Below are 19,394 nucleotides of genomic sequence, written 5' to 3'. Positions count from 1 at the left end.
CGGGCTTCTTTTGTTTCTGGCTTCAGAGCGCTGTGTAGATCGCGTCGCGCAGATCCACCGTAAACTGCCCCCACATCCCCTCCAGTGCCGTATTCGTCAGCGCCACGACACTCAGGTTCTTTGTGGGATCGACAAACCAGCTGTGGCCGTAGGCGCCGCCCCAGCGGATCGTCCCCTTCGACCACGGCACCTGTGCGGCGACCGGATCGGTCACCACCGCCCAGCCGAAGCCGAAGCCGACGCCCGGATCGAGAGGCTGGCGCACGCCGTTCGCCTGATCCGCCATCATGGTCTTGACCGTCTCGGACGAGAGAAGCGGCGCGCCACCCTTGCGGATCGTCTCCAGAACCGCCAACACCTCGCCTGCCGTTCCCGCCATGCCGGCGCCGCCGGAATGATAGGAGTTCGGATCGAAGATGCGGTCCGGCGCGAAACGCACGAAACCGGTCAGCGCCCGCACGGACGCTTCCTTGCCCATCCGCTCCGGCTGCGGCGAGGCACTCATATAGGCGGCGGCCAGCCGATCCCGGTCGCGCACCGCAAAGGCGGTGTCAGCCAGGCCGAGTGGCTCGGTCACCAGTCTTGCCACCGCCTCGCCGAGCGAACTGCCGGTCTCTTTCTCGATGACGCCGCCGATGACATCGATGGCGAGCGAATATTGCCAGTTCGAACCGGGCGCGAAGAGAAGAGGGGCGCTCGCAAGCCGCTTCAGGTTTTCGGCAATCGGCAGGCCGGGCTGATCGAGGCCGTCGGAAATGCCGGCCCGGGCATAGGGGCCGTCTTCCTCGGTGAAGCCATAGCTGAGGCCGGATGTATGGGTGAGCAGATGCTGGATGACAATGACCGATTCCGTGCCGTCGGCAAGACGCGGGCGGAAATCCGGCAGCCATTTCGTCACTGGGTCGTCGAGGCCGATGCGGCCTTCCTCGACAAGCCGCATGGCGGCGATCGTGACGATCGGCTTGGTGATCGAGGCGAGCCGGAAGATCGTGTCCTCGGCCATGGCCTGTCCCCTTTCGCGGTCGGCCAGGCCGGCGGTGCGGCTATAGACGATATCACCGTCTTGGGCGATCAGGACCACCGCACCGACGAGGCGCTTTGCGGCGATGGTGCGGTCGATCACCGCATCGAGCGCGTTCGCGAAGCCGACTGTCTGCTGTGCATCCTGGGGTTCAAGGGGAAGACTCATCGGATCGAACCTCCTATAATCACAATGACCGTTCCTGAATAAACCGGATCGAGAAATATTTCTAAAGTGACCATTGTGAAAAATAATGACGGCACACAAGATAGCGGACAAAGAAAGCGCGGCCGCCCGCCCGCCTTCGATCGCGAAACGGTTCTTTCGGCCGCGCGCGACGTCTTCTGGGAGCACGGCTATGACGGCAGCTCGATTGCCGATCTGACCGCCTCGATGGGGATCACCCCGCAAAGCCTCTATGCGGCGTTCCGCTCGAAGGCGGAACTCTATCGCGAGGCGTTGAATCAGTACCGGCGCATGCCGCGGCCGAATCCCGGCAATCCGTTTGAAGAAAAGATCGATACGGTGTCGACGTTCAGGCGCTTCCTCGAGACATCGGCTGCCCTATTCACCGCCCCGGAACATCCCAAGGGGTGCATGATCTCCACTGCAGTTCTGAACTGTGCTTCCGAGAGCGGGGACATTGCGCACCACGTCTCGTCGTTGCGATTGCAGACGCTTGGCCTGTTCACCGCTCGCATCGAGCGCGGCATGAAGGAAGGGGATATCAGGCAGGATGCGAACGCCGGATCGCTTGCGCGCTTCCTCGGTGCGATCGTCCAGGGCATGTCGGTACAGGCGCGTGACGGTGCCACGACTGCAGAACTGCTGGAGATGGTCGGGCACGCTATGAACGAGCTACGCCGCTACGCCGCCTAACCGGCAGCGACCACCTTGCAAAAACAAAGAAACCCGGCGGGCAACTGCACGCCGGGTTTCAAAAACTCGAGCTCGGCGCATCAGTCGTTCGCCGAAACCTTGACCCCAAGCACCTGCGGCAGCGTGTTCGGTGCGCCCATGGCAGCGCCCATGATCATCGGGAACGGAACGGGCTTCGCCGGTGCGGCGGCAAGCGTCAGGCTCTTCGGGTTGTCGAGGAAGGTGTTGACGGCTGCCGATATGGCGTTCTGCAGCTCCGGAATGTTGAGCTGTGCCAGCATGATCGGCGTCATTGCCTTCAGCGAGTCAGCCATCTGCTGGCCGGAAATGTTCTGCTGGCCACCGGCGTAGTCGAGCGCACGCTTGGTGATGGAAGCGTCGTCGAAGCGGATCTGGGCGCTCTCGAACGACAGCTGCTGCATTAGCCCGAGCATCGAGAGACCGAGGGCCTGCTGCGCCTCTTCCTTGTTCTGGTTCGCTTCGGCCTGCTTGGCGGCTTCCTGCAGAGACTTCACGAAGGGCATCGTATAGCCGGAGATCTTGAAGGCCAGGTTCAGCTTGCCGACGTTGTTGAAGTCGAAGGCGAACTCGGAAACGTCGATCGTGCCGGGCGTCAGGTCCCAGGCGCCCTTCATCGTGATGTCGCCCTGGATATGCTGGAGGGCAAGCTTCTCGATTGCTTCCTTGCTCTGTGCGTCGCTTGCCTTGCTGAGATCGGCCTTCAAGCCCTTGAAGGCACCATCGAAATCGAAGCCGGAGTCATCTTCGCGAAGCGTCAGATTGAGGTCGCTTTCGGCGAGAGAGAACAATTCCTCTCCATTCTGGACAACCTTCACGGGGCCGCTGTGGGCATTTTCGTAGAGGAGCATTGCGTCGAGCCCTTCGCCCTTCGGATCCGCGGGGATCGATATGCCGCTCAGGGTCAGGTCGGATGCCGTGAAGGTGGAGCCTTCACTCGTGGCGCTGACGTTCGGGAAGGATGCTTCCTCGACATAGTAGCTGCCATCCTCGTCTGCTTCTACGCCGGTCATGGTGATGTCGCCGATGGACACCGCTTCGCCGCTGTTTGGTTTGAAGCTTGCCTTCTTCAGCGTCACGGTGGTTCCGTTGACATCGACGCCGTCGGCAACGATCGTACCGCCTTGCTGGCTATAGGCTGCGTTGATCTTCTTCAGCAGATCCTGGCCGTCGAGCGCGAAAGCCGAGCCGGCGAGAGAAAGAAAGGCGACGCTCGAAAGCATCAGCCGTGTCGTCCGGTAAAAAGTCATTTGGGTCCTCTGGTGGCGGCGTTGTGCGGCGAGCGAGAATTCGCCATCGGTCTATTGTGGTTCGGTCGTGGTTTATATTTGCGGATTTCTAAATTTGTGTTGAAGGGAAAACGAAACAACGACGAAATTCAGGCAAAGCGTCTCGGGTCATTCTTTTCTCGTACGCCAAGACTTCATCCACAGCCGGAATGCCCGGATTCCTTGCTCAAAACAACCATCTCGGCTAGTCAGGACATATGGGACAAGAGATTTTGCCGCCCTCTGGCGGAGACGACGACAGTATCCTTCCGGTCGATTTGAAGGCGGCGCTTGAAGAGCGTTACTTGGCCTATGCGCTATCGACGATCATGCATCGTGCGCTCCCTGACGTGCGCGACGGCCTGAAGCCGGTGCATCGCCGCATCATTCACGCCATGAGCGAAATGGGCATTCGGCCCAATTCCGCGTTCAAGAAATGTGCTCGTATCGTCGGCGATGTCATCGGTAAGTTCCATCCGCATGGCGACCAGTCTGTCTACGATGCGCTCGTGCGTCTCGCGCAGGATTTCTCACAGCGTTACCCTGTCGTCGACGGGCAGGGAAATTTCGGCAATATCGACGGCGACAGCGCTGCCGCCTATCGATACACCGAAGCGCGCATGACGGATGTGGCCGGCCTCTTGCTTGAGGGTATCGATCAGGACGCGGTCGATTTCCGCCCGACCTACAACGAGGAAGACGAAGAACCGGTCGTCCTGCCGGGCGCCTTTCCGAACCTGCTGGCGAATGGCTCGTCGGGCATTGCAGTCGGCATGGCGACGTCCATTCCGTCGCACAATGTCCACGAACTCTGCGACGCGGCCCTCCATCTCATCAAGCATCCCGATGCTACCGTCGAGAAGCTGGTCGAGTTTATTCCCGGTCCGGATTTCCCGACCGGCGGCATCATCATCGATGGCCGTGAAAGCATCATCGAGGCCTATAAGACTGGCCGTGGCGGTTTCCGTACACGCGCCAAGTGGGAGACCGAGGATCTTGGCCGCGGCGGTTATCAGATCGTCGTCACAGAAATCCCGTTCCAGGTACAGAAGTCCCGCCTGATCGAAAAGATCGCCGAACTTCTCTTGGCGCGCAAGCTGCCCTTGCTCGAGGACATTCGCGACGAGTCCGCCGAAGATGTCCGCGTCGTGCTGGTGCCGAAGAACCGGACGGTCGATCCGACGATCCTCATGGAATCGATGTTCAAGCTGACGGAACTGGAAAGCCGCTTCCCGCTGAACATGAACGTTCTCTCCATGGGCCGCATCCCGCGCGTCATGGCGTTGAACGAGGTCCTGAAGGAGTGGCTCGACCATCTCCGCGAAGTGCTGCAGCGCCGCTCGCGCTTCCGCCTGGCGGCCATTGACCGCCGCTTGGAAATCCTCGGCGGCTTGCTGATCGCCTACCTCAACATCGATGAGGTCATTCGCATCATCCGCGAAGAGGACGAGCCGAAGCCGGTGATGATCGCGCGCTGGTCCCTGACCGACAATCAGGTCGAAGCGATCCTCAACATGCGGCTGCGGTCGTTGCGCAAGCTCGAGGAGTTCGAGATTCGCACCGAGTTCGACGAACTCACCAAGGAGAAGGGCGAGATCGAGGCACTGCTGGCATCGGAAGAAAAGCAGTGGCAGACCGTCGCCTGGGAAATCGGCGAAGTGAAGAAGAAGTTCGCCAAGGCGACCGAGCTCGGCCGTCGCCGCACCCAGTTCGCCGACGCGCCGGAAGCCGACGAGCAGGCTATCCAGCAGGCGATGATCGAGAAGGAGCCGATCACCGTCGTCGTCTCCGAAAAGGGCTGGATACGCGCTCTGAAGGGGCACATCTCCGACACCGCGACCCTGACCTTCAAGGAAGGCGACGCGCTGAAGGTTGCCTTCCCTGCGCAGACGACCGACAAGATCCTGATCATCACCACCGGTGGCAAGGCCTACACACTTGGCGGCGACAAGCTGCCCGGCGGTCGAGGTCATGGCGAACCGCTGCGCATCATGATCGATATGGACAACGATCAGGACGTCTTGACCGCCTTCGTTCACGATCCTGCCCGCAAGCAGATGATCGTCTCGACGGCGGGCAACGGCTTCGTTGTTGCCGAGACCGACATGGTCGCCAATACCCGCAAGGGCAAGCAGATCATGAATGTCTCCATGCCTGATGAGACGAAGCTGATCGTTCCCGTCAGTGGCGACTATGTCGCTGTCGTCGGCGACAATCGCAAACTGCTCGTCTTCCCGCTGTCGCAGGTCCCGGAAATGGGTCGCGGCAAGGGCGTCCGCCTGCAGCGCTACAAGGATGGCGGCATTTCCGACGTACGCTGTTTCGCAATATCAGACGGCCTCGTCTGGGAAGACAGCGCGGGCCGCACCTTCACGAAGAACAAGGACGAGCTTGCCGAATGGCTTGGCGATCGCGCCACCGCTGGTCGGACCGTTCCGAAAGGCTTCCCGCGCAGCGGCAAGTTTGCCGGCTAAGCGAAAATAATTCTGCGCCTCGCTCTTGGCGAGCGGAGCAACTCCTCTACTTCTGGCCTGTAATCACAACATGGACAGACGTCATTCCGCAGGCGGACGGAATGATCGAGTGTGGTGCTCCTGGAGAGTGCCATGTCCGATCACGGAGGATTGTTGATGAGTGCTTGCAATACCATCACCTTGAACGTTGCGCATATATTCAATGCCTCGCCCTGCGCCGTCTACGACGCATGGCTGAACCCTCAGATCGCCAAACGCTTCCTTTTCGCAAGCGACGAAGGACGCGTTATCCGAGCCGACATCGATCCAAAGGTCGGCGGACATTTTCTCGTCATCGACCGACGTCCGACAGGCGATGCGGTGCATTACGGCGTATTTCTCGAATTGCGCCGACCGCGGCGGATGGTCTTCTGCTTCTCGGCAGCCGAGCATGATCACAATGCGGATCGAATACAGATCGACATCGAACCGCTCGCCGAAGGCACGCGGTTGACGCTCTCGCACGAAATGTGCGCCCAATGGGGCCAGTTCGAAGAAGAGACGCGGAAGGGCTGGGTCCACGTCATGCAGGGGCTCGAGCGCGAACTCGATGCGATGCAGGTGGTCAGTGTGCCAGAGATTGTCGCGCAGGCTTCCGCCGAACCATCCAAAGCGAGTGCAGCATAATCGCGCAGACCAGGATCGTGCCGCCGACGAGCGTCATCGTCGGTGGGGCTTCCGCGAAGATCAGCCATATCCAGATCGGAGCCAGGATGGTTTCGAGCAGATAGAACATGCCGACTTCGGGCGCGGAGAGATAGCGTGGTCCGGTAGCTAGGCACCAAAAGGCGACCGGCATCAGAAGCGTACCGTTGAGGATGATCCAGGCTGGATGCTCTATGGCTAGCCCGACCGGCAGGGCCTTTGCAAAGCCGAGGGCCGCCGGCAGGGCGGCGGCAAGCAAGGGCACGAAGCCCATTTCCCGACGCGACGCCCGGGCAATGGTTATCGCCGATGCGAGGATAAAGGCGCTGAGAAGTGCCATGGCATCGCCGAAGAGATGGCCGCCGGCCAATCCATCATGCACGATCAGGCCAACACCGAACACCATGACCGCCATGGTGACGAGCGTGGATGCCGTGGGACGTTCCTTGAGAAAAATCCATGACAAGAGAGCGCCGAACATCGGATTGAACGCGACGATAAAAACCACATTGGCCGTCGCCGTGTTGAAGACGGCAAGCAGGAAGGTCAGCGTCGAGCAGCCGTAGAGCAGTCCCGTCGCAAGGCCGTGCCTGCCGGGCACGAGCACGGGCCATGCTCCCTTGGCGTATCTGATAAGACAGATCACCAGCAGCGCGGCGGCGACCGTCGTGATGCTGCGCATGCCCAGGATCGACCACATGTCGCCGTGAGCAAGCCGCACCAGTGGAATGTCCATGGAAAGAGCCAAGCCGCCGATTGCCGTCAGCAGCAGGCCTTTCCGATGATCGGAAAGGGAGGGGAGGAGCATTTAGTAGCGCGGGCTTTCGGGCAATACGGAGGGATCGAAGCGTTCCCAGCCGCGCGAAGTCAGATGCTCCTGCGGCTGGAAGCGAGTCTTGTAGTCCATTTTCCTCGACCCTTGAACCCAGTAGCCGAGGTAGACGTGTGGAAGACCCAAGGCCTTTGTGCGCCTGATGTGATCAAGGATCATGAACGTGCCAAGGGAGCGGCGATCCATGTCAGGGTTGAAGTAGGAATAAACCATGGACAGGCCATCGCTCATGGTATCGGTCAGGGCGGCGGCCAAGAGCTCGCCGGTCGGGCGCTCTTCCAGGCCCGTCCCTTCCTTTCGAAGCCGATACTCGATGATTTTGGTGTTCACATGGGTGTCTTCGACCATGATGGCATAGTCGAGCACCGTCATGTCGGACATTCCGCCCTGCTGGTGGCGAAAATCGAGATAGCGTCGGAACAGCGAATATTGTTCGCTGGACGGTTGGGCAGGGAATTCCGTGGAGATGATGTCGGCGTTCGTTGCCAGCACGCGCTTCATCGACTTCGTCGGCAGGAATTCCTGTGCGAGGATGCGCACGGAAATGCAGGCGCGGCAGGCCTCGCAGGCCGGACGATAGGCGATGTTCTGCGACCGGCGAAAGCCGCCCTGTGTCAGGATATCGTTCATCTCCGCTGCGCGGGGACCGACGAGATGCGTGAAGACCTTACGTTCCATCTCGTTGGCCAGATAGGGGCACGCAGCCGGAGCAGTCAGGTAGAACTGCGGTGATGGCGTCGTCTGCGTATTCATCTGTTGCGGAGATTTCCTTTGGTTCGCTGCTTATCTGACAGGATGACTTAAGAATAAAAAACGTCAACAGCGGGGCCGTTCTCCTGCCCGATGTCGCGCGTCATACTTTTGGATATGGCGTCGAGAGGCTCCCGGCAAAGGTCGGGAGCAGCGTTTATTTTAGCTTGTGGCGAGCCTGATCAGGCGGTGCGTACCGTGACGGTGCCAACCAGAAAATCGTGGATCAACCGGCTGCGTTCGGTGAACAGGCCAACCAGCAGAATCAGCGGCGTCAGGACTGAGTTCAGGATCCAGAAAAGCGCCAGGTGAACGATGGCCGTCAGGAAGTCCATCGGCTGCCCGTCGACGCGGATAATGGCAATGCCCATTGCGCGCATGCCGAATGAGGCCTGCTGGGAACCGCCCACCGTAAAGCCGAAATACAGGCCTGCAACGATCACGAACAGCGCCGGATAGAGAAAGAATCCGAGCCCCAGTGTGACGATCGACAGGAAGAAAAGAATGACCGCCGCCGGTATGCAGAGCAGCAGAATGATCACGTAGTCGAGGATGAATGCGAAGACACGACGGCTCAGCGTGCCGCTATAGGCGCGCCAGTCGTCCGGTGCAGCATAGAGCGGATTGGGCGTGAGCGTCATCGTTACGGTCTCCTTTCGAGAAAGCGATGCCGCTGATATGGTATCGCTTCCCTCAAATGCAATATTGGCGCGCAATCAGCGCCTGGCTAGGATTCTTGCCACCTCGACTGCAAAGTAGGTGAGGACTCCGTCGCAGCCCGCACGCTTGAACGAGAGCAGGGTTTCCAGCATGGCGCGCTCGCCGTCGATCCAGCCGTTCATCGCGGCCGCCTTGATCTGCGTGTACTCCCCCGAAACCTGATAGGCGAAGGTAGGCAGACCGAAGGCTTCCTTCATGCGCCAGCAGATGTCGAGATAGGGCAGGCCCGGCTTGACCATCAGCATGTCGGCACCTTCCTCCACGTCAAGCGCGGCGTCGCGGATGGCTTCGGTGCCGTTTGCCGGATCAATGTAGTAAGTCTTCTTGTCACCCTTGAGCAGACCGCCGGTGGAGATCGCCTCGCGGTAGGGGCCATAGAATGCCGAGGCGAATTTGGTGGCGTAGCTCATAATACCAACATTCTGGTGCCCGGCAGCGTCAAGGGCGCGGCGGATGGCGCCGATTCTGCCGTCCATCATCTCCGACGGCGAAATGATGTCAGAGCCGGCATCGGCCTGCATGACGGCCGCGCGCGCAACCTGATCGACCGTCTCGTCGTTGACGATCTCGCCCTGTCGCAGGATCCCGTCGTGGCCATGGCTCGTGAAGGGGTCAAGCGCGACGTCGGTGATGACACCGATATTGGGCACCGCCTTCTTGATTGCGATTGTCGCTTGGTTGATCAGATTGTTGGTTTCAAGACTGTTCGAGCCTGTTTCGTCGCGCAGTTCCATTTCGATGTTCGGGAAGGTCGCGATCGCAGGGATGCCGAGATCGGCCGCTTCCTTGGTGGCTTCGACCAGCCTATCCACGCTCATGCGGTTGACGCCGGGCATCGCCGGGATCGCTTCGACGATGCCCGTGCCGGGAACGACGAAAACCGGCCAGATCAGGTCGTCGACCGTCAGGCGGTTCTCCTGCACGAGGCGCCGCGTCCAATCGGCCTTGCGATTGCGGCGCATGCGCCGATGGCCGGTAATCTCGTCGACGAGATGGGTCTTGTCCTGCATGGTGGTTTCCAGCTTTCTGCCATTCCAATTGTCGAAGCGCTCATTATCATGGCGTGGCCGAAATCCAAACCGGACGATTGGCCGCAATGGAGGAGGCGCTGGCGAAGTCGCAACGGCAACCCTATTGTTTGAGACATGGACGCTGATTCTCCGACGATACCTAAGCGGACGCTGACCAGCGTTCTCTTCATCCTGTTCCTGCGGCTTGTCGCCGTTTCCTGCTTCTGGTTCGGATTGCAGTATTGGGCGATGCTCGTCGGCTATTCGCTGGTCGGGGCAGGGCGCTTCGATCTGCTCAGCCTTCCGTGGAAGGTCGCAAGCACCAGCCTCGCCGTTCTCTTCCCCGTCGCCTCTCTCGGTCTATGGCTGGCCGTCTCCTGGGGGCCGGTTATCTGGGTGCTCGCGGCAGGCGGACAGATCATCATGTACGGCTTCATGCCGGAGGTTTTCGGGTCCAACCGGCTGATCGTTTTGCTGCATGCCGCGGTCGTCCTGGTCTACCTGGGATTCCGTGTTGCGCTCTGGTACGAAAAGCGCAAGCGGCGCCAGCAGGTAAGCGTTGATTTACCCTGATACATCTAGGGTTTCCGGTAAGGCACTGTTAAGCCTGCGGTTTAAGTAGAATTTTATTTGTATTCGATAGGGTCTGTCTCAAGGCGGGAAGAGAACCAACACCGCCAAACAAAACAGTGAGGCAGTCATCATGAACACGAAAATCAAGCCGCAGGCGGTATCGAACTTCCGTGACCAGCAGGAACAAGGCATCCGTGATCTTTACATGGAATCCCTTCATCTTGTTGAACGTCTTCACCGCCGTCTCCTCGACGTCATCAAGGACGAGTTCGACCGCCAGGGTCGCAGCGACGTCAATGCCGTCCAGGCACTTCTTCTCTTCAACATTGGCAACTCCGAGCTCACCGCCGGCGAACTTCGCTCCCGCGGTTACTACCTGGGTTCCAACGTTTCCTACAACGTCAAGAAGCTTGTCGATCTCGGCTTCATCAACCATCAGCGCTCGCGCATCGACCGTCGCTCGGTCCGCATCAGCCTGACGGAAGCGGGTCAGGACATCGCTGAAACCGTCGCCAAGCTCTATGAACGTCACGTCGGCTCGATCGACAAGGTTGGCGGCATCGGCTCCGACGAATTCACGCAGATGAACAAGCTGCTTACCCGTCTGGACCGCTTCTGGAACGACCAGATCCTCTATCGCCTGTAATCTCGTAAGCCAACTTCCCTGCTGGCTTATCGGACCTCCAAGGCACGAAAGGGCGCAACGGTATTCCGTAGCGCCTTTTCGCCGTTAGCAGCGTCTCGCTGCCGGGCTGCGTACTCGGTCGCCGACTTGGACAATGACCTCCGCGACGGGCTTGGGGTTTCCCGGGAATCACGCGACGTCGTCGCGACGTCAGCTCTATTTGTTGCAGGCAGTGGGCGGACCGGACGCGCGTAATCCGCGCCTTGTCTGCGAGGTCGTGACATCTTTGCAACGCATGGCAGGCAAGCATAATCGACTGTATTCAAGCCGTTTTTTAGCCGCTATTAACCGCCACATTTCTGTGGATGGATATGGTTCTTTGCGCATCGCCCGCGACCGACGGTTGAGCGTGGTGCAGGGCGACACGAATTGGCCATATTAGCATGTCAGCGGAAATACACGGCAAAGGGCGCTTCCCAAATTGAGGTCTGACAACCTCGCGCTCCCTGCTCGCAATCATGTGATCGCCGGCAGAGAGATTGTGCGATGCGCCGTAGCGACGGGTTGATAGAGAGATCTGCGTTCTCGCAGGGATAGCGAAGGCTGCCGGTCTCTCAAGCGGCGGCAATTTAGTGGTTGGGATGAATGTCGAAGAAAATCGGTACTGAAGCTTTCTCTCGTCGGGCGTTTCTGACGTCTGCGGCAATGGTTGGCGCGGGCGCATTGGCGGCCCCCGCACTCGCGCAATCGGCGATCGACTCGCTCATTAATGCTCCACAACGCGGCGATTGGGACGATCAGTTCGATGCGAAGGCTGCGTCCCGCACCGCAACGGCTGTCGTTTCCAACACGCCGATTCTCGGGCCGCAGTCGGTGCCGAGCATCCAGCAGGCAATCGCCCAGTATCAGCAGATCGCTTCGGCTGGCGGTTGGCCCGAAGTCAGCCCAAGCCAGCAGCGCTTGCAGATCGGCGTGACCGACCCGGCCGTCCAGAGCCTTCGCCAGCGTCTTGCCATCACAGGCGACCTACCGCGCGAGGCTGGCATGTCTTCGGCGTTTGATTCCTATGTCGACGGCGCCGTCAAGCGCTTCCAGGCGCGCCACGGCCTTCCGGCCGACGGCGTCATCGGCGAGTTCACCTTGAAGGCCATGAACATTCCGGCCGATGTTCGTCTGCAGCAGCTGAACACCAACCTCATCCGCATCCAGACCTTCCCGGAAGAGCTCGGACGCCGCCACGTGATGGTTAACATTCCGGCCGCCTACGTCGAGGCCGTGGAAGACGGCAGCGTTGCGACGCGCCACGCTGCGGTCGTTGGCCGTCTCAGCCGTCCGACGCATCTCGTCAACTCGAAGATCTACGAAGTTATCCTCAATCCTTATTGGACGGCACCGCGCTCGATCGTCGAAAAAGACATCGTACCGCTGATGCGCAAGGACCCGACCTATCTCGAGAAGAATGCCATTCGCCTGATCGACGGAAAGGGCAACGAGGTGGCGCCGGAAACGGTGGACTGGAATGCCGAGAAGGCTCCGAATTTCATGTTCCGTCAGGACCCGGGCAAGATCAACGCCATGGCGTCCACGAAGATCAACTTCTACAACAAGAACGGCGAGTATATGCATGACACGCCGCAGCAGGGTCTCTTCAACAAGCTGATGCGCTTTGAGTCCTCGGGCTGTGTTCGCGTCCAGAACGTTCGCGATCTGACGACGTGGCTGCTGCGCGAGACCCCGCCGTGGTCGCGTCAGCAGATGGAGCAGGTCATCACGACCCGCGTCAACACGCCGATCAAGCTCGCCGAAGAAGTGCCGGTTTACTTCGTCTACATTTCCGCCTGGGGCATGCCGGATGGCGTCGTGCAGTTCCGCGACGATATCTATCAGCTCGACGGCAACGCCGAGCTTGCGCTCGACACGACCGCAACCACGGAGCAGCCGGTTCAATAAGTCAATTGGATCGCGTTTGATTTTGAAGAAACCGCGCCTCTCTGGCGCGGTTTTTTGTTGTCCTGTCGGGCATAGAACGCGCGGCGCGTAGATTGCCTAGCAAATGTCGTTCTCCGTATTGCCCTTGAAAGGGCGGGGCGCTAATACCTTCGCGCATTCCAGTTGAGGAGCCCGCTCATGACCAATGCCTCCACCCAGACCTTCTTCAATCGCTCGCTTGCCGATACCGATCCGGAAATCTTCAGCGCGATTGGCAAGGAACTCGGCCGCCAGCGGCACGAGATCGAACTCATCGCCTCGGAAAACATCGTTTCCCGCGCGGTGCTGGAAGCCCAGGGCTCCATCATGACGAACAAGTATGCCGAAGGCTATCCGGGCAAGCGCTACTATGGCGGCTGCCAGTTCGTCGATATCGCTGAAGAACTGGCGATCGAACGCGCCAAGAAGCTCTTCGGTGTCAACTTCGCCAACGTTCAGCCGAACTCCGGTTCGCAGATGAACCAGGCCGTGTTCCTTGCACTGCTGCAGCCGGGCGACACCTTCATGGGCCTCGACCTCAACTCGGGCGGTCACCTGACGCACGGTTCCCCGGTCAACATGTCCGGCAAGTGGTTCAACGTCGTGTCCTATGGCGTGCGCGAAGGCGACAACCTGCTCGACATGGACGAAGTTGCCCGCAAGGCCGAAGAGCATAAGCCGAAGCTGATCATCGCCGGCGGCACCGCTTACTCCCGCATCTGGGACTGGAAGCGCTTCCGCGAGATCGCTGACTCGGTCGGCGCCTACCTGATGGTCGACATGGCGCACATCGCCGGTCTCGTCGCCGGTGGCCAGCATCCGTCGCCGTTCCCGCACTGCCACGTTGCCACGACGACGACCCACAAATCGCTGCGTGGTCCCCGCGGTGGCGTGATCCTGACGAACGACGAAGATCTGGCGAAGAAGTTCAACTCGGCCGTCTTCCCCGGTCTGCAGGGTGGTCCGCTGATGCACATCATCGCCGCCAAGGCCGTCGCCTTCGGTGAAGCGCTGGAGCCGGAGTTCAAGGACTACGCCGCGCAGGTCGTCAAGAACGCCAAGGCGCTTGCGGAAACCCTGATCGCCGGCGGCCTCGATGTCGTCTCCGGCGGCACCGACAACCACCTGATGCTCGTCGATCTTCGCAAGAAGAACGCGACCGGCAAGCGTGCCGAAGCAGCCCTCGGCCGCGCCTACATCACCTGCAACAAGAACGGCATCCCGTTCGACCCTGAGAAGCCATTCGTCACTTCGGGTGTGCGCCTCGGCGCGCCAGCCGGCACGACGCGTGGCTTCAAGGAAGCGGAATTCAAGGAAATCGGCAACCTCATCGTTGAGGTTCTCGACGGCTTGAAGGTCGCCAACTCCGACGAGGGGAACGCAGCCGTGGAAGCAGCCGTTCGCGGCAAGGTGGTCGAGCTGACCAACCGCTTCCCAATGTATGATTACATGGGCTAAGGATAGCGCATGCGCTGCCCATTCTGCGGATCGGAAGACACACAGGTCAAGGATTCACGCCCGGCGGAGGACAATACGTCCATCCGCCGCAGGCGTATTTGTCCCGATTGCGGCGGTCGTTTCACGACCTTCGAGCGCGTGCAGCTGCGCGAGCTGATGGTGTCGAAGAAGACCGGCCGCAAGGTACCGTTCGACCGCGACAAGTTGGTGCGATCTTTCGAGATCGCACTGCGCAAGCGTCCCGTCGACCGCGACCGCATCGAACGTGCGGTATCCGGCATCGTTCGACGGCTTGAAAGCTCCGGCGAAGTCGAGATCAGCTCCGAGCAGATCGGCCTTCAGGTGTTGGAAGCATTGAAGAGCCTGGATGATGTTGGCTTCGTTCGCTATGCCTCTGTCTATCGGGATTTTTCGCATGCCGAGGATTTCGAGAAAGTCATTTCCGAGATCAACGCCAAGATCGCCCGCGATCCCCTGGACAACTAGCTCATGAGCGCTTCGGAAGACGACGCGCGTTTCATGGAAGAGGCGATCCGCCTGGGTCTCCTGCATCTCGGCCAGACATCTACCAATCCTTCCGTCGGCTGCGTGATCGTGCGTGACGGTCAGATCGTCGGCCGTGCAGTGACGGCAGTCGGCGGGCGTCCCCATGCCGAACCGCAGGCCCTGGCCGAAGCCGGCGAACTGGCGCGCGGCGCCACCGCCTATGTCACGCTCGAACCCTGCTCGCATTACGGCAAGACACCACCCTGCGCGGAGGCGCTGATTGCCTACGGCATTGGTCGTGTGGTGATAAGCGTCACCGATCCGGATCCGCGTGTCTCGGGCAGGGGCATTGCCATGCTGCGCGATGCGGGGATCGAGGTCGAGTCAGGAATTCTCGAAAAGGAAGGCAAGCGTTCGCTTGCTGCTTACCTCACACGGCAGACGAAGAACCGGCCCTATGTGACTCTCAAGCTTGCGGTTTCCGCTGACGGCATGATCGGAAAAAAGGGCGAGGGGCAAATTGCGATCACTGGGCCTGCGGCACGGGTAGAGGTGCAGAAGCTGCGCGCCGAAACCGATGCGATTCTGGTTGGGATCGGGACTGCGATCGCCGATGATCCCTTGCTCACCGTTCGCACGCCTGGACTTGAGGCCCGCTCACCGGTTCGTGTCGTGCTCGATGAAGATCTCTCTTTGCCCTTGGACAGCAAGCTGGTCGCTACGGCCAAGCAGGTGCCATTGATCGTCGTCGCGGCCGAACCGCCCCGCTTCGACAATAGCGAGGACGAGGCCTTTCTCGCACGACGAGACGCTTTGGATCAGGCTGGCGTCGAAGTGGTCCAATGCAGTCCCTACCGGCCCGACCAACTGCTGCCTGCACTAGCATCGCGCGGAATTTCTTCGCTTGTCATCGAAGGCGGCGCGCGGACGGCGAAGCTTTTCCTGGATGCCGGTTACATCGACCGCATCCTCCTCTATCAAGGCCCTGCGGTGATCGGGCAGGACGGTATTGAATCGCCGGTCCAGAAGACCGATATGCCATCGGGCTTCCTGCACAGGGGCACCTTCATGTTTGGCGACGATCGCCTGGACGAATACGAAAGAGAGCTTTGATGTTTACCGGAATTGTCACCGACGTCGGCAAGATCGAATCTGTTTCCCCATTGAAGGAAGGCATCAAGCTGCGTGTCGCCACTGCCTATGATCCGGCGACCATCGACATGGGCGCCTCGATCTCGCACTCCGGTATCTGCCTGACGGTGACCGGCCTGCCCGGCGAGGGCAGCAACGGCCGCTGGTTCGAGGTCGAAGCTTGGGAAGAGGCTCTGCGCCTGACGACGATCGGGACGTGGAAGGAAGGTACCCGCATCAATCTCGAGCGCTCGCTGAAGATCGGCGACGAACTCGGCGGCCACATCGTTTCCGGTCATGTTGATGGCAAGGCCGAGATCCTCTCGGTGACGGAAGAGGGCGATGCGACGCGCTTTCGCCTGCGTGCGCCTGAACATCTCGCCAAGTTCGTTGCACCTAAGGGCTCCATCGCTCTGGATGGCACGTCGCTCACCGTCAACGCGGTGGACGGTACCGATTTCGACGTCCTGCTGATCCGTCACACGCTTGAGGTCACGACCTGGGGCGAACGCAAGGCAGGCGACTTCGTCAATTTCGAAGTCGATACCATGGCGCGCTATGCCGCTAGGCTGGCGGAGTTCCCGACCGCGAAAGCAGAATAACCTCTCCATTATAGTTGCATCGCTGGACTTCGCGAAAGCCGAGCTTGTGCGCCAGGCGCAGCGAGGGGTCGTTCCCCGGGTCGATAATGCAGGTCATTGGCTTGGAGGGGAACCGCTCTTCCGCCCAGGCGATCAGCGCCGTGAGCGCTTCGCTGGCGTAGCCGTGCCCTTGCGCGAAGGGCATCAGTCCCCAACCGGTCTCCAGAGTGCCTTCCGTGGAAGCGGGGTGCATATCCCGTTTCATGTCGAGGAAGCCTGCTTCCCCGATGAAACGCCCTGACTGCTTTTCCTCGATCGCCAGAAATCCGAAACCCATGTGATGCCACATGCCGGCGACACGCAGCATGCGCGCCCAGGCCTGTTCGCGGGTGGAGGGGACACCTCCGATGAAGCGCACCACCGCTTCGTCGCTCCACATCGTCATATAGTCAGAAAAATCGTCAACGGTGTGCGGACGTAGCAGCAGTCGCGCTGTCTCGATGGTAGGAATGCTGGTCATCTTGAAGTGTTCCCTCGGATGGAGGTCAAGCACCCGGCTCGCCGTCCCAGTAGTCCAGCTTGCCATGCTCGCTGCCGATAAAGCGAAACCGGTTCGCTTGTCCCTCGTCGCGATTGGTCTTGGCGAGAAACTTTCCGGAATCGGGATATTCGACAATCTCGGTTTTCGCCATTGTCGAAATGCCGAGGTAGATCAGAGGCGTCGAACCAGTGTTGATGATCTGGTGGGCGGTCTCTTGTCCCCCGGCTGGAGCGCCGAGCGTGTCACCCTTCCGGATCGGATAGCGATCAGGACCGAAACGATATTCGCCGGTGCCTTCGATGACGAAAAACAGCTCATCCTCCACGTGATGGTTGTGGAATGGACAGCTGGATTTGCCGGGCGGGACCTCGTTGTAGCTTATGCCGAGACCTGCAAGGCCGAGAAGCGAGCCGAATGAGACATCCGTCCCTTCGTACAGATCCCCTTGCTTCCAGTGCTCAAGCTTCAAATCAGCGACGTTGATGACGGGCTTCGATACGCCGGACATTGTCTTCTCCTGTTTCCGGAGAAAAGGCATCATCCTGCGAGAAAATACAACCCGCAAAGCATCGTGACGGGCGACAGTCTTCCGCTGTCGCCCTTGACCTTATCGATAGTAGACCGTGATACCGCCGTCCGCGGCCTGATCAGCGTTGACGATGTTCCCGAGCAGCACACCTCTGGCGTTGAGCTGATGCATAAGGGGTTTGTTGACGGCAATGGCCGCACGGATCACTTGGATGTCGTGGACACTGTGTGCGGCAAATGAATTGGGCGCTCCGATATTTTTCGAACTGCCGTGGTCGGCCACCTGCCGAATATCGAGATTTGCGCCGCTGAAGCTGCGGAGCGTTCGTTCGATGCCCGACGGGGTCGTCATGTCGAGACTTTCGGCACGGCTGGCATCTGCAAAGGCAAGGGTAGCGACCGCGGAGGCGATGGCTGCAACGCGATTCATGGGGTATCCTTTCATCTGCTCTGACGATCGACCGTCGGCAGTGGATCGTCAGCGTTACGCAGATGAAATTGGTAATCGGATCATCCGCCTTCAATTCATAAGTATCTGGAATTTAGTCACATATTGTTCATGCGAATTGCCCTTCATTTGCCATCTTCGAGGCGCCGGTCCGACGCCGGCACAAAATGACGCAAGAATTGCCCGCTCCGCCGTTGCCGGGATTCCGGATTCGGCATCCAACCATGGTCGGAATTTGCTTGCCATTCGGGTCGCGGCGTGTTTTGACCGCGGCCTGCCGAATGGTGAAGTCCTCTAGCTACTGAAGGTGAAGCATGGCGCGAGAAACCGCTCCCCACATTTTGATCGTCGAAGCACGCTTCTACGACGACATGGCCGATGCCCTGCTTGAAGGCGCGACCTTCGCCTTGAAAGAGGCGGGCGCGACCTATGAGGTCGTCACCGTTCCGGGCGCTCTCGAGATTCCGGCGGCGATTGCCATGGCGCTCGACGGAGCAGATAATGAGGGCACGCAGTATGATGGGTACGTCGCCCTCGGTATGGTCATCCGCGGCGAGACCTACCATTTCGATATCGTGTCGAACGAATCCTCTCGCGCGCTGATGGATCTGGCCGTGAGCGAATCCCTTGCCATTGGTAATGGCATTCTGACTGTTGAGAATGACGATCAGGCCTGGGCTCGCGCCCGCCGTTCGGACAAGGACAAGGGCGGATTTGCCGCCCGCGCAGCTCTTACGATGATAGAGCTGAAGAAGAAGTTGGGTGCATAACGAATGAACAACGAGAACTCGGAGCGTCCGGTCAAGGCTGCAAACCAGCGAGGTGCTGCGCGCCTTGCTGCCGTTCAGGCGCTCTACCAGATGGATATTGGCGGCACCGGCGTGCTGGAGATCGTGGCTGAATACGAGGCGCATCGCCTGGGCCAGGAACTTGACGGTGAGACCTATTTGAAGGCCGACCCCTCCTGGTTCCGCTCGATCGTATCAGGCGTCGTGCGGGAGCAGCGTCGCCTTGACCCAATGATTGCGTCCGCCTTACAGGACGACTGGGCGCTGTCGCGTCTCGATAGCACGGTCCGCGCGATCCTCCGTGCCGGCGTCTTCGAGATTCTCGAACGCAAGGATGTTCCCGTTGCGGTCATCGTGACGGAATACGTCGAAATCGCTCAGGCCTTCTTCAGCGACGATGAGCCGAAGCTCGTCAACGCCGTGCTTGACCGCATCGCAAAGCAGGTGCGCGGCGAAGCCAAGAAGTAGCGTTCTGCCGGGTCGGCAGGCCCGACCTCCAAGAATCCTCCGTTCCCATTGTGCTGCAAGGGCTTTTGGCTCTTACGGGCTTGACGCGCCGTTTTCCTCCACGCAATCTCCGCCCGGCGTTGCAGCATTTCTGTGGGAGGAAA

21 protein-coding genes are annotated in these 19,394 nt (G+C 59.9%); 12 read left to right on the top strand and 9 right to left on the bottom strand.

What is annotated here, in order from left to right:
* Nucleotides 1-22: 22 nt before the first annotated feature.
* Entirely contained in the window at nt 23-1,189 is a 1,167-nt protein-coding gene (locus IB244_RS10240; protein ID WP_169681044.1) for a serine hydrolase domain-containing protein, read from the bottom strand.
* Between the two features lie 66 nt (nt 1,190-1,255).
* Here IB244_RS10240 and IB244_RS10235 point away from each other — a divergent pair, with 66 nt between their 5' ends.
* Nucleotides 1,256-1,900, top strand: coding sequence for a TetR/AcrR family transcriptional regulator (locus IB244_RS10235; protein WP_018859187.1), 645 nt, complete (start codon nt 1,256-1,258; stop codon nt 1,898-1,900).
* 80 nt (nt 1,901-1,980) lie between these two features.
* Here IB244_RS10235 and IB244_RS10230 read toward each other — a convergent pair whose 3' ends face one another.
* The gene (locus IB244_RS10230; RefSeq protein ID WP_192304124.1) at nt 1,981-3,168 is read right to left on the bottom strand and encodes a hypothetical protein; all 1,188 of its coding nucleotides are present in this window, start codon (nt 3,166-3,168) and stop codon (nt 1,981-1,983) included.
* A 236-nt stretch (nt 3,169-3,404) separates the two neighbouring features.
* Between IB244_RS10230 and parC the strand changes: the two genes are divergently transcribed.
* Nucleotides 3,405-5,660 (top strand): DNA topoisomerase IV subunit A, encoded by a 2,256-nt coding sequence (gene parC / locus IB244_RS10225; RefSeq protein WP_192304122.1) that lies wholly within the window; start codon nt 3,405-3,407, stop codon nt 5,658-5,660.
* A 132-nt stretch (nt 5,661-5,792) separates the two neighbouring features.
* A complete protein-coding gene (locus IB244_RS10220) occupies nt 5,793-6,326 on the top strand; it encodes an SRPBCC domain-containing protein (RefSeq protein ID WP_192304120.1) in 534 nt (177 codons plus the stop codon).
* Here IB244_RS10220 and IB244_RS10215 read toward each other — a convergent pair.
* The 4 genes from IB244_RS10215 to hemB form a co-directional block, all read right to left on the bottom strand.
* Entirely contained in the window at nt 6,265-7,152 is an 888-nt protein-coding gene (locus IB244_RS10215) for a DMT family transporter (protein WP_018859191.1), read from the bottom strand. The two genes, IB244_RS10220 and IB244_RS10215, sit on opposite strands and share 62 nt — an antisense overlap.
* Nucleotides 7,153-7,929, bottom strand: coding sequence for an arginyltransferase (locus tag IB244_RS10210; protein WP_018116892.1), 777 nt, complete (start codon nt 7,927-7,929; stop codon nt 7,153-7,155).
* 179 nt (nt 7,930-8,108) lie between these two features.
* Nucleotides 8,109-8,567, bottom strand: coding sequence for an RDD family protein (locus IB244_RS10205; protein WP_018116893.1), 459 nt, complete (start codon nt 8,565-8,567; stop codon nt 8,109-8,111).
* Between the two features lie 75 nt (nt 8,568-8,642).
* Nucleotides 8,643-9,656 carry a porphobilinogen synthase gene (gene hemB / locus IB244_RS10200; RefSeq protein WP_018116894.1) on the bottom strand — a complete coding sequence of 338 codons (1,014 nt, stop codon included), beginning with the start codon at nt 9,654-9,656 and terminating at the stop codon, nt 8,643-8,645.
* 135 nt (nt 9,657-9,791) lie between these two features.
* Between hemB and IB244_RS10195 the strand changes: the two genes are divergently transcribed.
* The 7 genes from IB244_RS10195 to IB244_RS10165 all read left to right on the top strand — a co-directional run bounded on the left by IB244_RS10195 (nt 9,792) and on the right by IB244_RS10165 (nt 16,499).
* Nucleotides 9,792-10,229 carry a DUF6163 family protein gene (locus IB244_RS10195; RefSeq protein ID WP_018116895.1) on the top strand — a complete coding sequence of 146 codons (438 nt, stop codon included), beginning with the start codon at nt 9,792-9,794 and terminating at the stop codon, nt 10,227-10,229.
* A gap of 130 nt (nt 10,230-10,359) precedes the next feature.
* On the top strand, nt 10,360-10,875 hold the full coding sequence (gene ldtR / locus IB244_RS10190; RefSeq protein ID WP_018116896.1) for a transcriptional regulator LdtR: 516 nt from the start codon (nt 10,360-10,362) through the stop codon (nt 10,873-10,875).
* A 624-nt stretch (nt 10,876-11,499) separates the two neighbouring features.
* Complete coding sequence (locus tag IB244_RS10185; protein ID WP_018859192.1) at nt 11,500-12,804, top strand: murein L,D-transpeptidase; 1,305 nt, start codon at nt 11,500-11,502, stop codon at nt 12,802-12,804.
* 177 nt (nt 12,805-12,981) lie between these two features.
* Nucleotides 12,982-14,280 (top strand): serine hydroxymethyltransferase, encoded by a 1,299-nt coding sequence (gene glyA / locus IB244_RS10180; protein ID WP_018859193.1) that lies wholly within the window; start codon nt 12,982-12,984, stop codon nt 14,278-14,280.
* Nucleotides 14,281-14,289: 9 nt separating this feature from the next.
* Nucleotides 14,290-14,766 carry a transcriptional regulator NrdR gene (nrdR, locus tag IB244_RS10175; protein ID WP_007531462.1) on the top strand — a complete coding sequence of 159 codons (477 nt, stop codon included), beginning with the start codon at nt 14,290-14,292 and terminating at the stop codon, nt 14,764-14,766.
* A 3-nt stretch (nt 14,767-14,769) separates the two neighbouring features.
* On the top strand, nt 14,770-15,879 hold the full coding sequence (gene ribD / locus IB244_RS10170; RefSeq protein ID WP_113470733.1) for a bifunctional diaminohydroxyphosphoribosylaminopyrimidine deaminase/5-amino-6-(5-phosphoribosylamino)uracil reductase RibD: 1,110 nt from the start codon (nt 14,770-14,772) through the stop codon (nt 15,877-15,879).
* Nucleotides 15,879-16,499, top strand: a complete 621-nt coding sequence (locus tag IB244_RS10165) for a riboflavin synthase (RefSeq protein WP_018859195.1) — start codon at nt 15,879-15,881, stop codon at nt 16,497-16,499. The genes ribD and IB244_RS10165 overlap by 1 nt, the downstream gene beginning before the upstream one ends.
* On the opposite strand, the gene IB244_RS10160 is transcribed toward IB244_RS10165, so the two are convergent.
* The 3 genes from IB244_RS10160 to IB244_RS10150 all read right to left on the bottom strand — a co-directional run bounded on the left by IB244_RS10160 (nt 16,462) and on the right by IB244_RS10150 (nt 17,977).
* The gene (locus tag IB244_RS10160; RefSeq protein ID WP_192304118.1) at nt 16,462-16,998 is read right to left on the bottom strand and encodes a GNAT family N-acetyltransferase; all 537 of its coding nucleotides are present in this window, start codon (nt 16,996-16,998) and stop codon (nt 16,462-16,464) included. The two genes, IB244_RS10165 and IB244_RS10160, sit on opposite strands and share 38 nt — an antisense overlap.
* 25 nt (nt 16,999-17,023) lie before the next feature.
* Nucleotides 17,024-17,527, bottom strand: a complete 504-nt coding sequence (locus tag IB244_RS10155) for a cupin domain-containing protein (protein WP_018859197.1) — start codon at nt 17,525-17,527, stop codon at nt 17,024-17,026.
* Nucleotides 17,528-17,626: 99 nt separating this feature from the next.
* Complete coding sequence (locus IB244_RS10150; protein ID WP_018859198.1) at nt 17,627-17,977, bottom strand: hypothetical protein; 351 nt, start codon at nt 17,975-17,977, stop codon at nt 17,627-17,629.
* 332 nt (nt 17,978-18,309) lie between these two features.
* Between IB244_RS10150 and IB244_RS10145 the strand changes: the two genes are divergently transcribed.
* Together IB244_RS10145 and nusB are read left to right on the top strand one after the other, a co-directional pair.
* Nucleotides 18,310-18,765 (top strand): 6,7-dimethyl-8-ribityllumazine synthase, encoded by a 456-nt coding sequence (locus IB244_RS10145; RefSeq protein WP_016553506.1) that lies wholly within the window; start codon nt 18,310-18,312, stop codon nt 18,763-18,765.
* Between the two features lie 3 nt (nt 18,766-18,768).
* Entirely contained in the window at nt 18,769-19,251 is a 483-nt protein-coding gene (nusB, locus tag IB244_RS10140; protein ID WP_018116902.1) for a transcription antitermination factor NusB, read from the top strand.
* Nucleotides 19,252-19,394: the final 143 nt, after the last annotated feature.

Origin of the sequence: Rhizobium sp. RHZ02 (assembly GCF_014851575.1) — a bacterium.
GTDB lineage: Bacteria > Pseudomonadota > Alphaproteobacteria > Rhizobiales > Rhizobiaceae > Rhizobium > Rhizobium altiplani.
Note: the sequence above shows the minus strand (reverse complement) of the source record. Positions and strands in the feature narration are given on the sequence as shown.

Excerpts from the sequence above, each read along its gene's own strand:
- IB244_RS10240 (WP_169681044.1), bottom strand. The coding sequence starts at position 1,189 with ATGAGTCTTCCCCTTGAACCCCAGGATGCACAGCAGACAGTCGGCTTC.
- IB244_RS10230 (WP_192304124.1), bottom strand. The coding sequence starts at position 3,168 with ATGACTTTTTACCGGACGACACGGCTGATGCTTTCGAGCGTCGCCTTT.
- parC (WP_192304122.1), top strand. The coding sequence starts at position 3,405 with ATGGGACAAGAGATTTTGCCGCCCTCTGGCGGAGACGACGACAGTATC.
- IB244_RS10220 (WP_192304120.1), top strand. The coding sequence starts at position 5,793 with ATGTCCGATCACGGAGGATTGTTGATGAGTGCTTGCAATACCATCACC.
- IB244_RS10215 (WP_018859191.1), bottom strand. The coding sequence starts at position 7,152 with ATGCTCCTCCCCTCCCTTTCCGATCATCGGAAAGGCCTGCTGCTGACG.
- IB244_RS10210 (WP_018116892.1), bottom strand. The coding sequence starts at position 7,929 with ATGAATACGCAGACGACGCCATCACCGCAGTTCTACCTGACTGCTCCG.
- IB244_RS10205 (WP_018116893.1), bottom strand. The coding sequence starts at position 8,567 with ATGACGCTCACGCCCAATCCGCTCTATGCTGCACCGGACGACTGGCGC.
- hemB (WP_018116894.1), bottom strand. The coding sequence starts at position 9,656 with ATGCAGGACAAGACCCATCTCGTCGACGAGATTACCGGCCATCGGCGC.
- IB244_RS10195 (WP_018116895.1), top strand. The coding sequence starts at position 9,792 with ATGGACGCTGATTCTCCGACGATACCTAAGCGGACGCTGACCAGCGTT.
- ldtR (WP_018116896.1), top strand. The coding sequence starts at position 10,360 with ATGAACACGAAAATCAAGCCGCAGGCGGTATCGAACTTCCGTGACCAG.
- IB244_RS10185 (WP_018859192.1), top strand. The coding sequence starts at position 11,500 with ATGTCGAAGAAAATCGGTACTGAAGCTTTCTCTCGTCGGGCGTTTCTG.
- glyA (WP_018859193.1), top strand. The coding sequence starts at position 12,982 with ATGACCAATGCCTCCACCCAGACCTTCTTCAATCGCTCGCTTGCCGAT.
- nrdR (WP_007531462.1), top strand. The coding sequence starts at position 14,290 with ATGCGCTGCCCATTCTGCGGATCGGAAGACACACAGGTCAAGGATTCA.
- ribD (WP_113470733.1), top strand. The coding sequence starts at position 14,770 with ATGAGCGCTTCGGAAGACGACGCGCGTTTCATGGAAGAGGCGATCCGC.
- IB244_RS10165 (WP_018859195.1), top strand. The coding sequence starts at position 15,879 with ATGTTTACCGGAATTGTCACCGACGTCGGCAAGATCGAATCTGTTTCC.
- IB244_RS10160 (WP_192304118.1), bottom strand. The coding sequence starts at position 16,998 with ATGACCAGCATTCCTACCATCGAGACAGCGCGACTGCTGCTACGTCCG.
- IB244_RS10155 (WP_018859197.1), bottom strand. The coding sequence starts at position 17,527 with ATGTCCGGCGTATCGAAGCCCGTCATCAACGTCGCTGATTTGAAGCTT.
- IB244_RS10150 (WP_018859198.1), bottom strand. The coding sequence starts at position 17,977 with ATGAATCGCGTTGCAGCCATCGCCTCCGCGGTCGCTACCCTTGCCTTT.
- IB244_RS10145 (WP_016553506.1), top strand. The coding sequence starts at position 18,310 with ATGGCGCGAGAAACCGCTCCCCACATTTTGATCGTCGAAGCACGCTTC.
- nusB (WP_018116902.1), top strand. The coding sequence starts at position 18,769 with ATGAACAACGAGAACTCGGAGCGTCCGGTCAAGGCTGCAAACCAGCGA.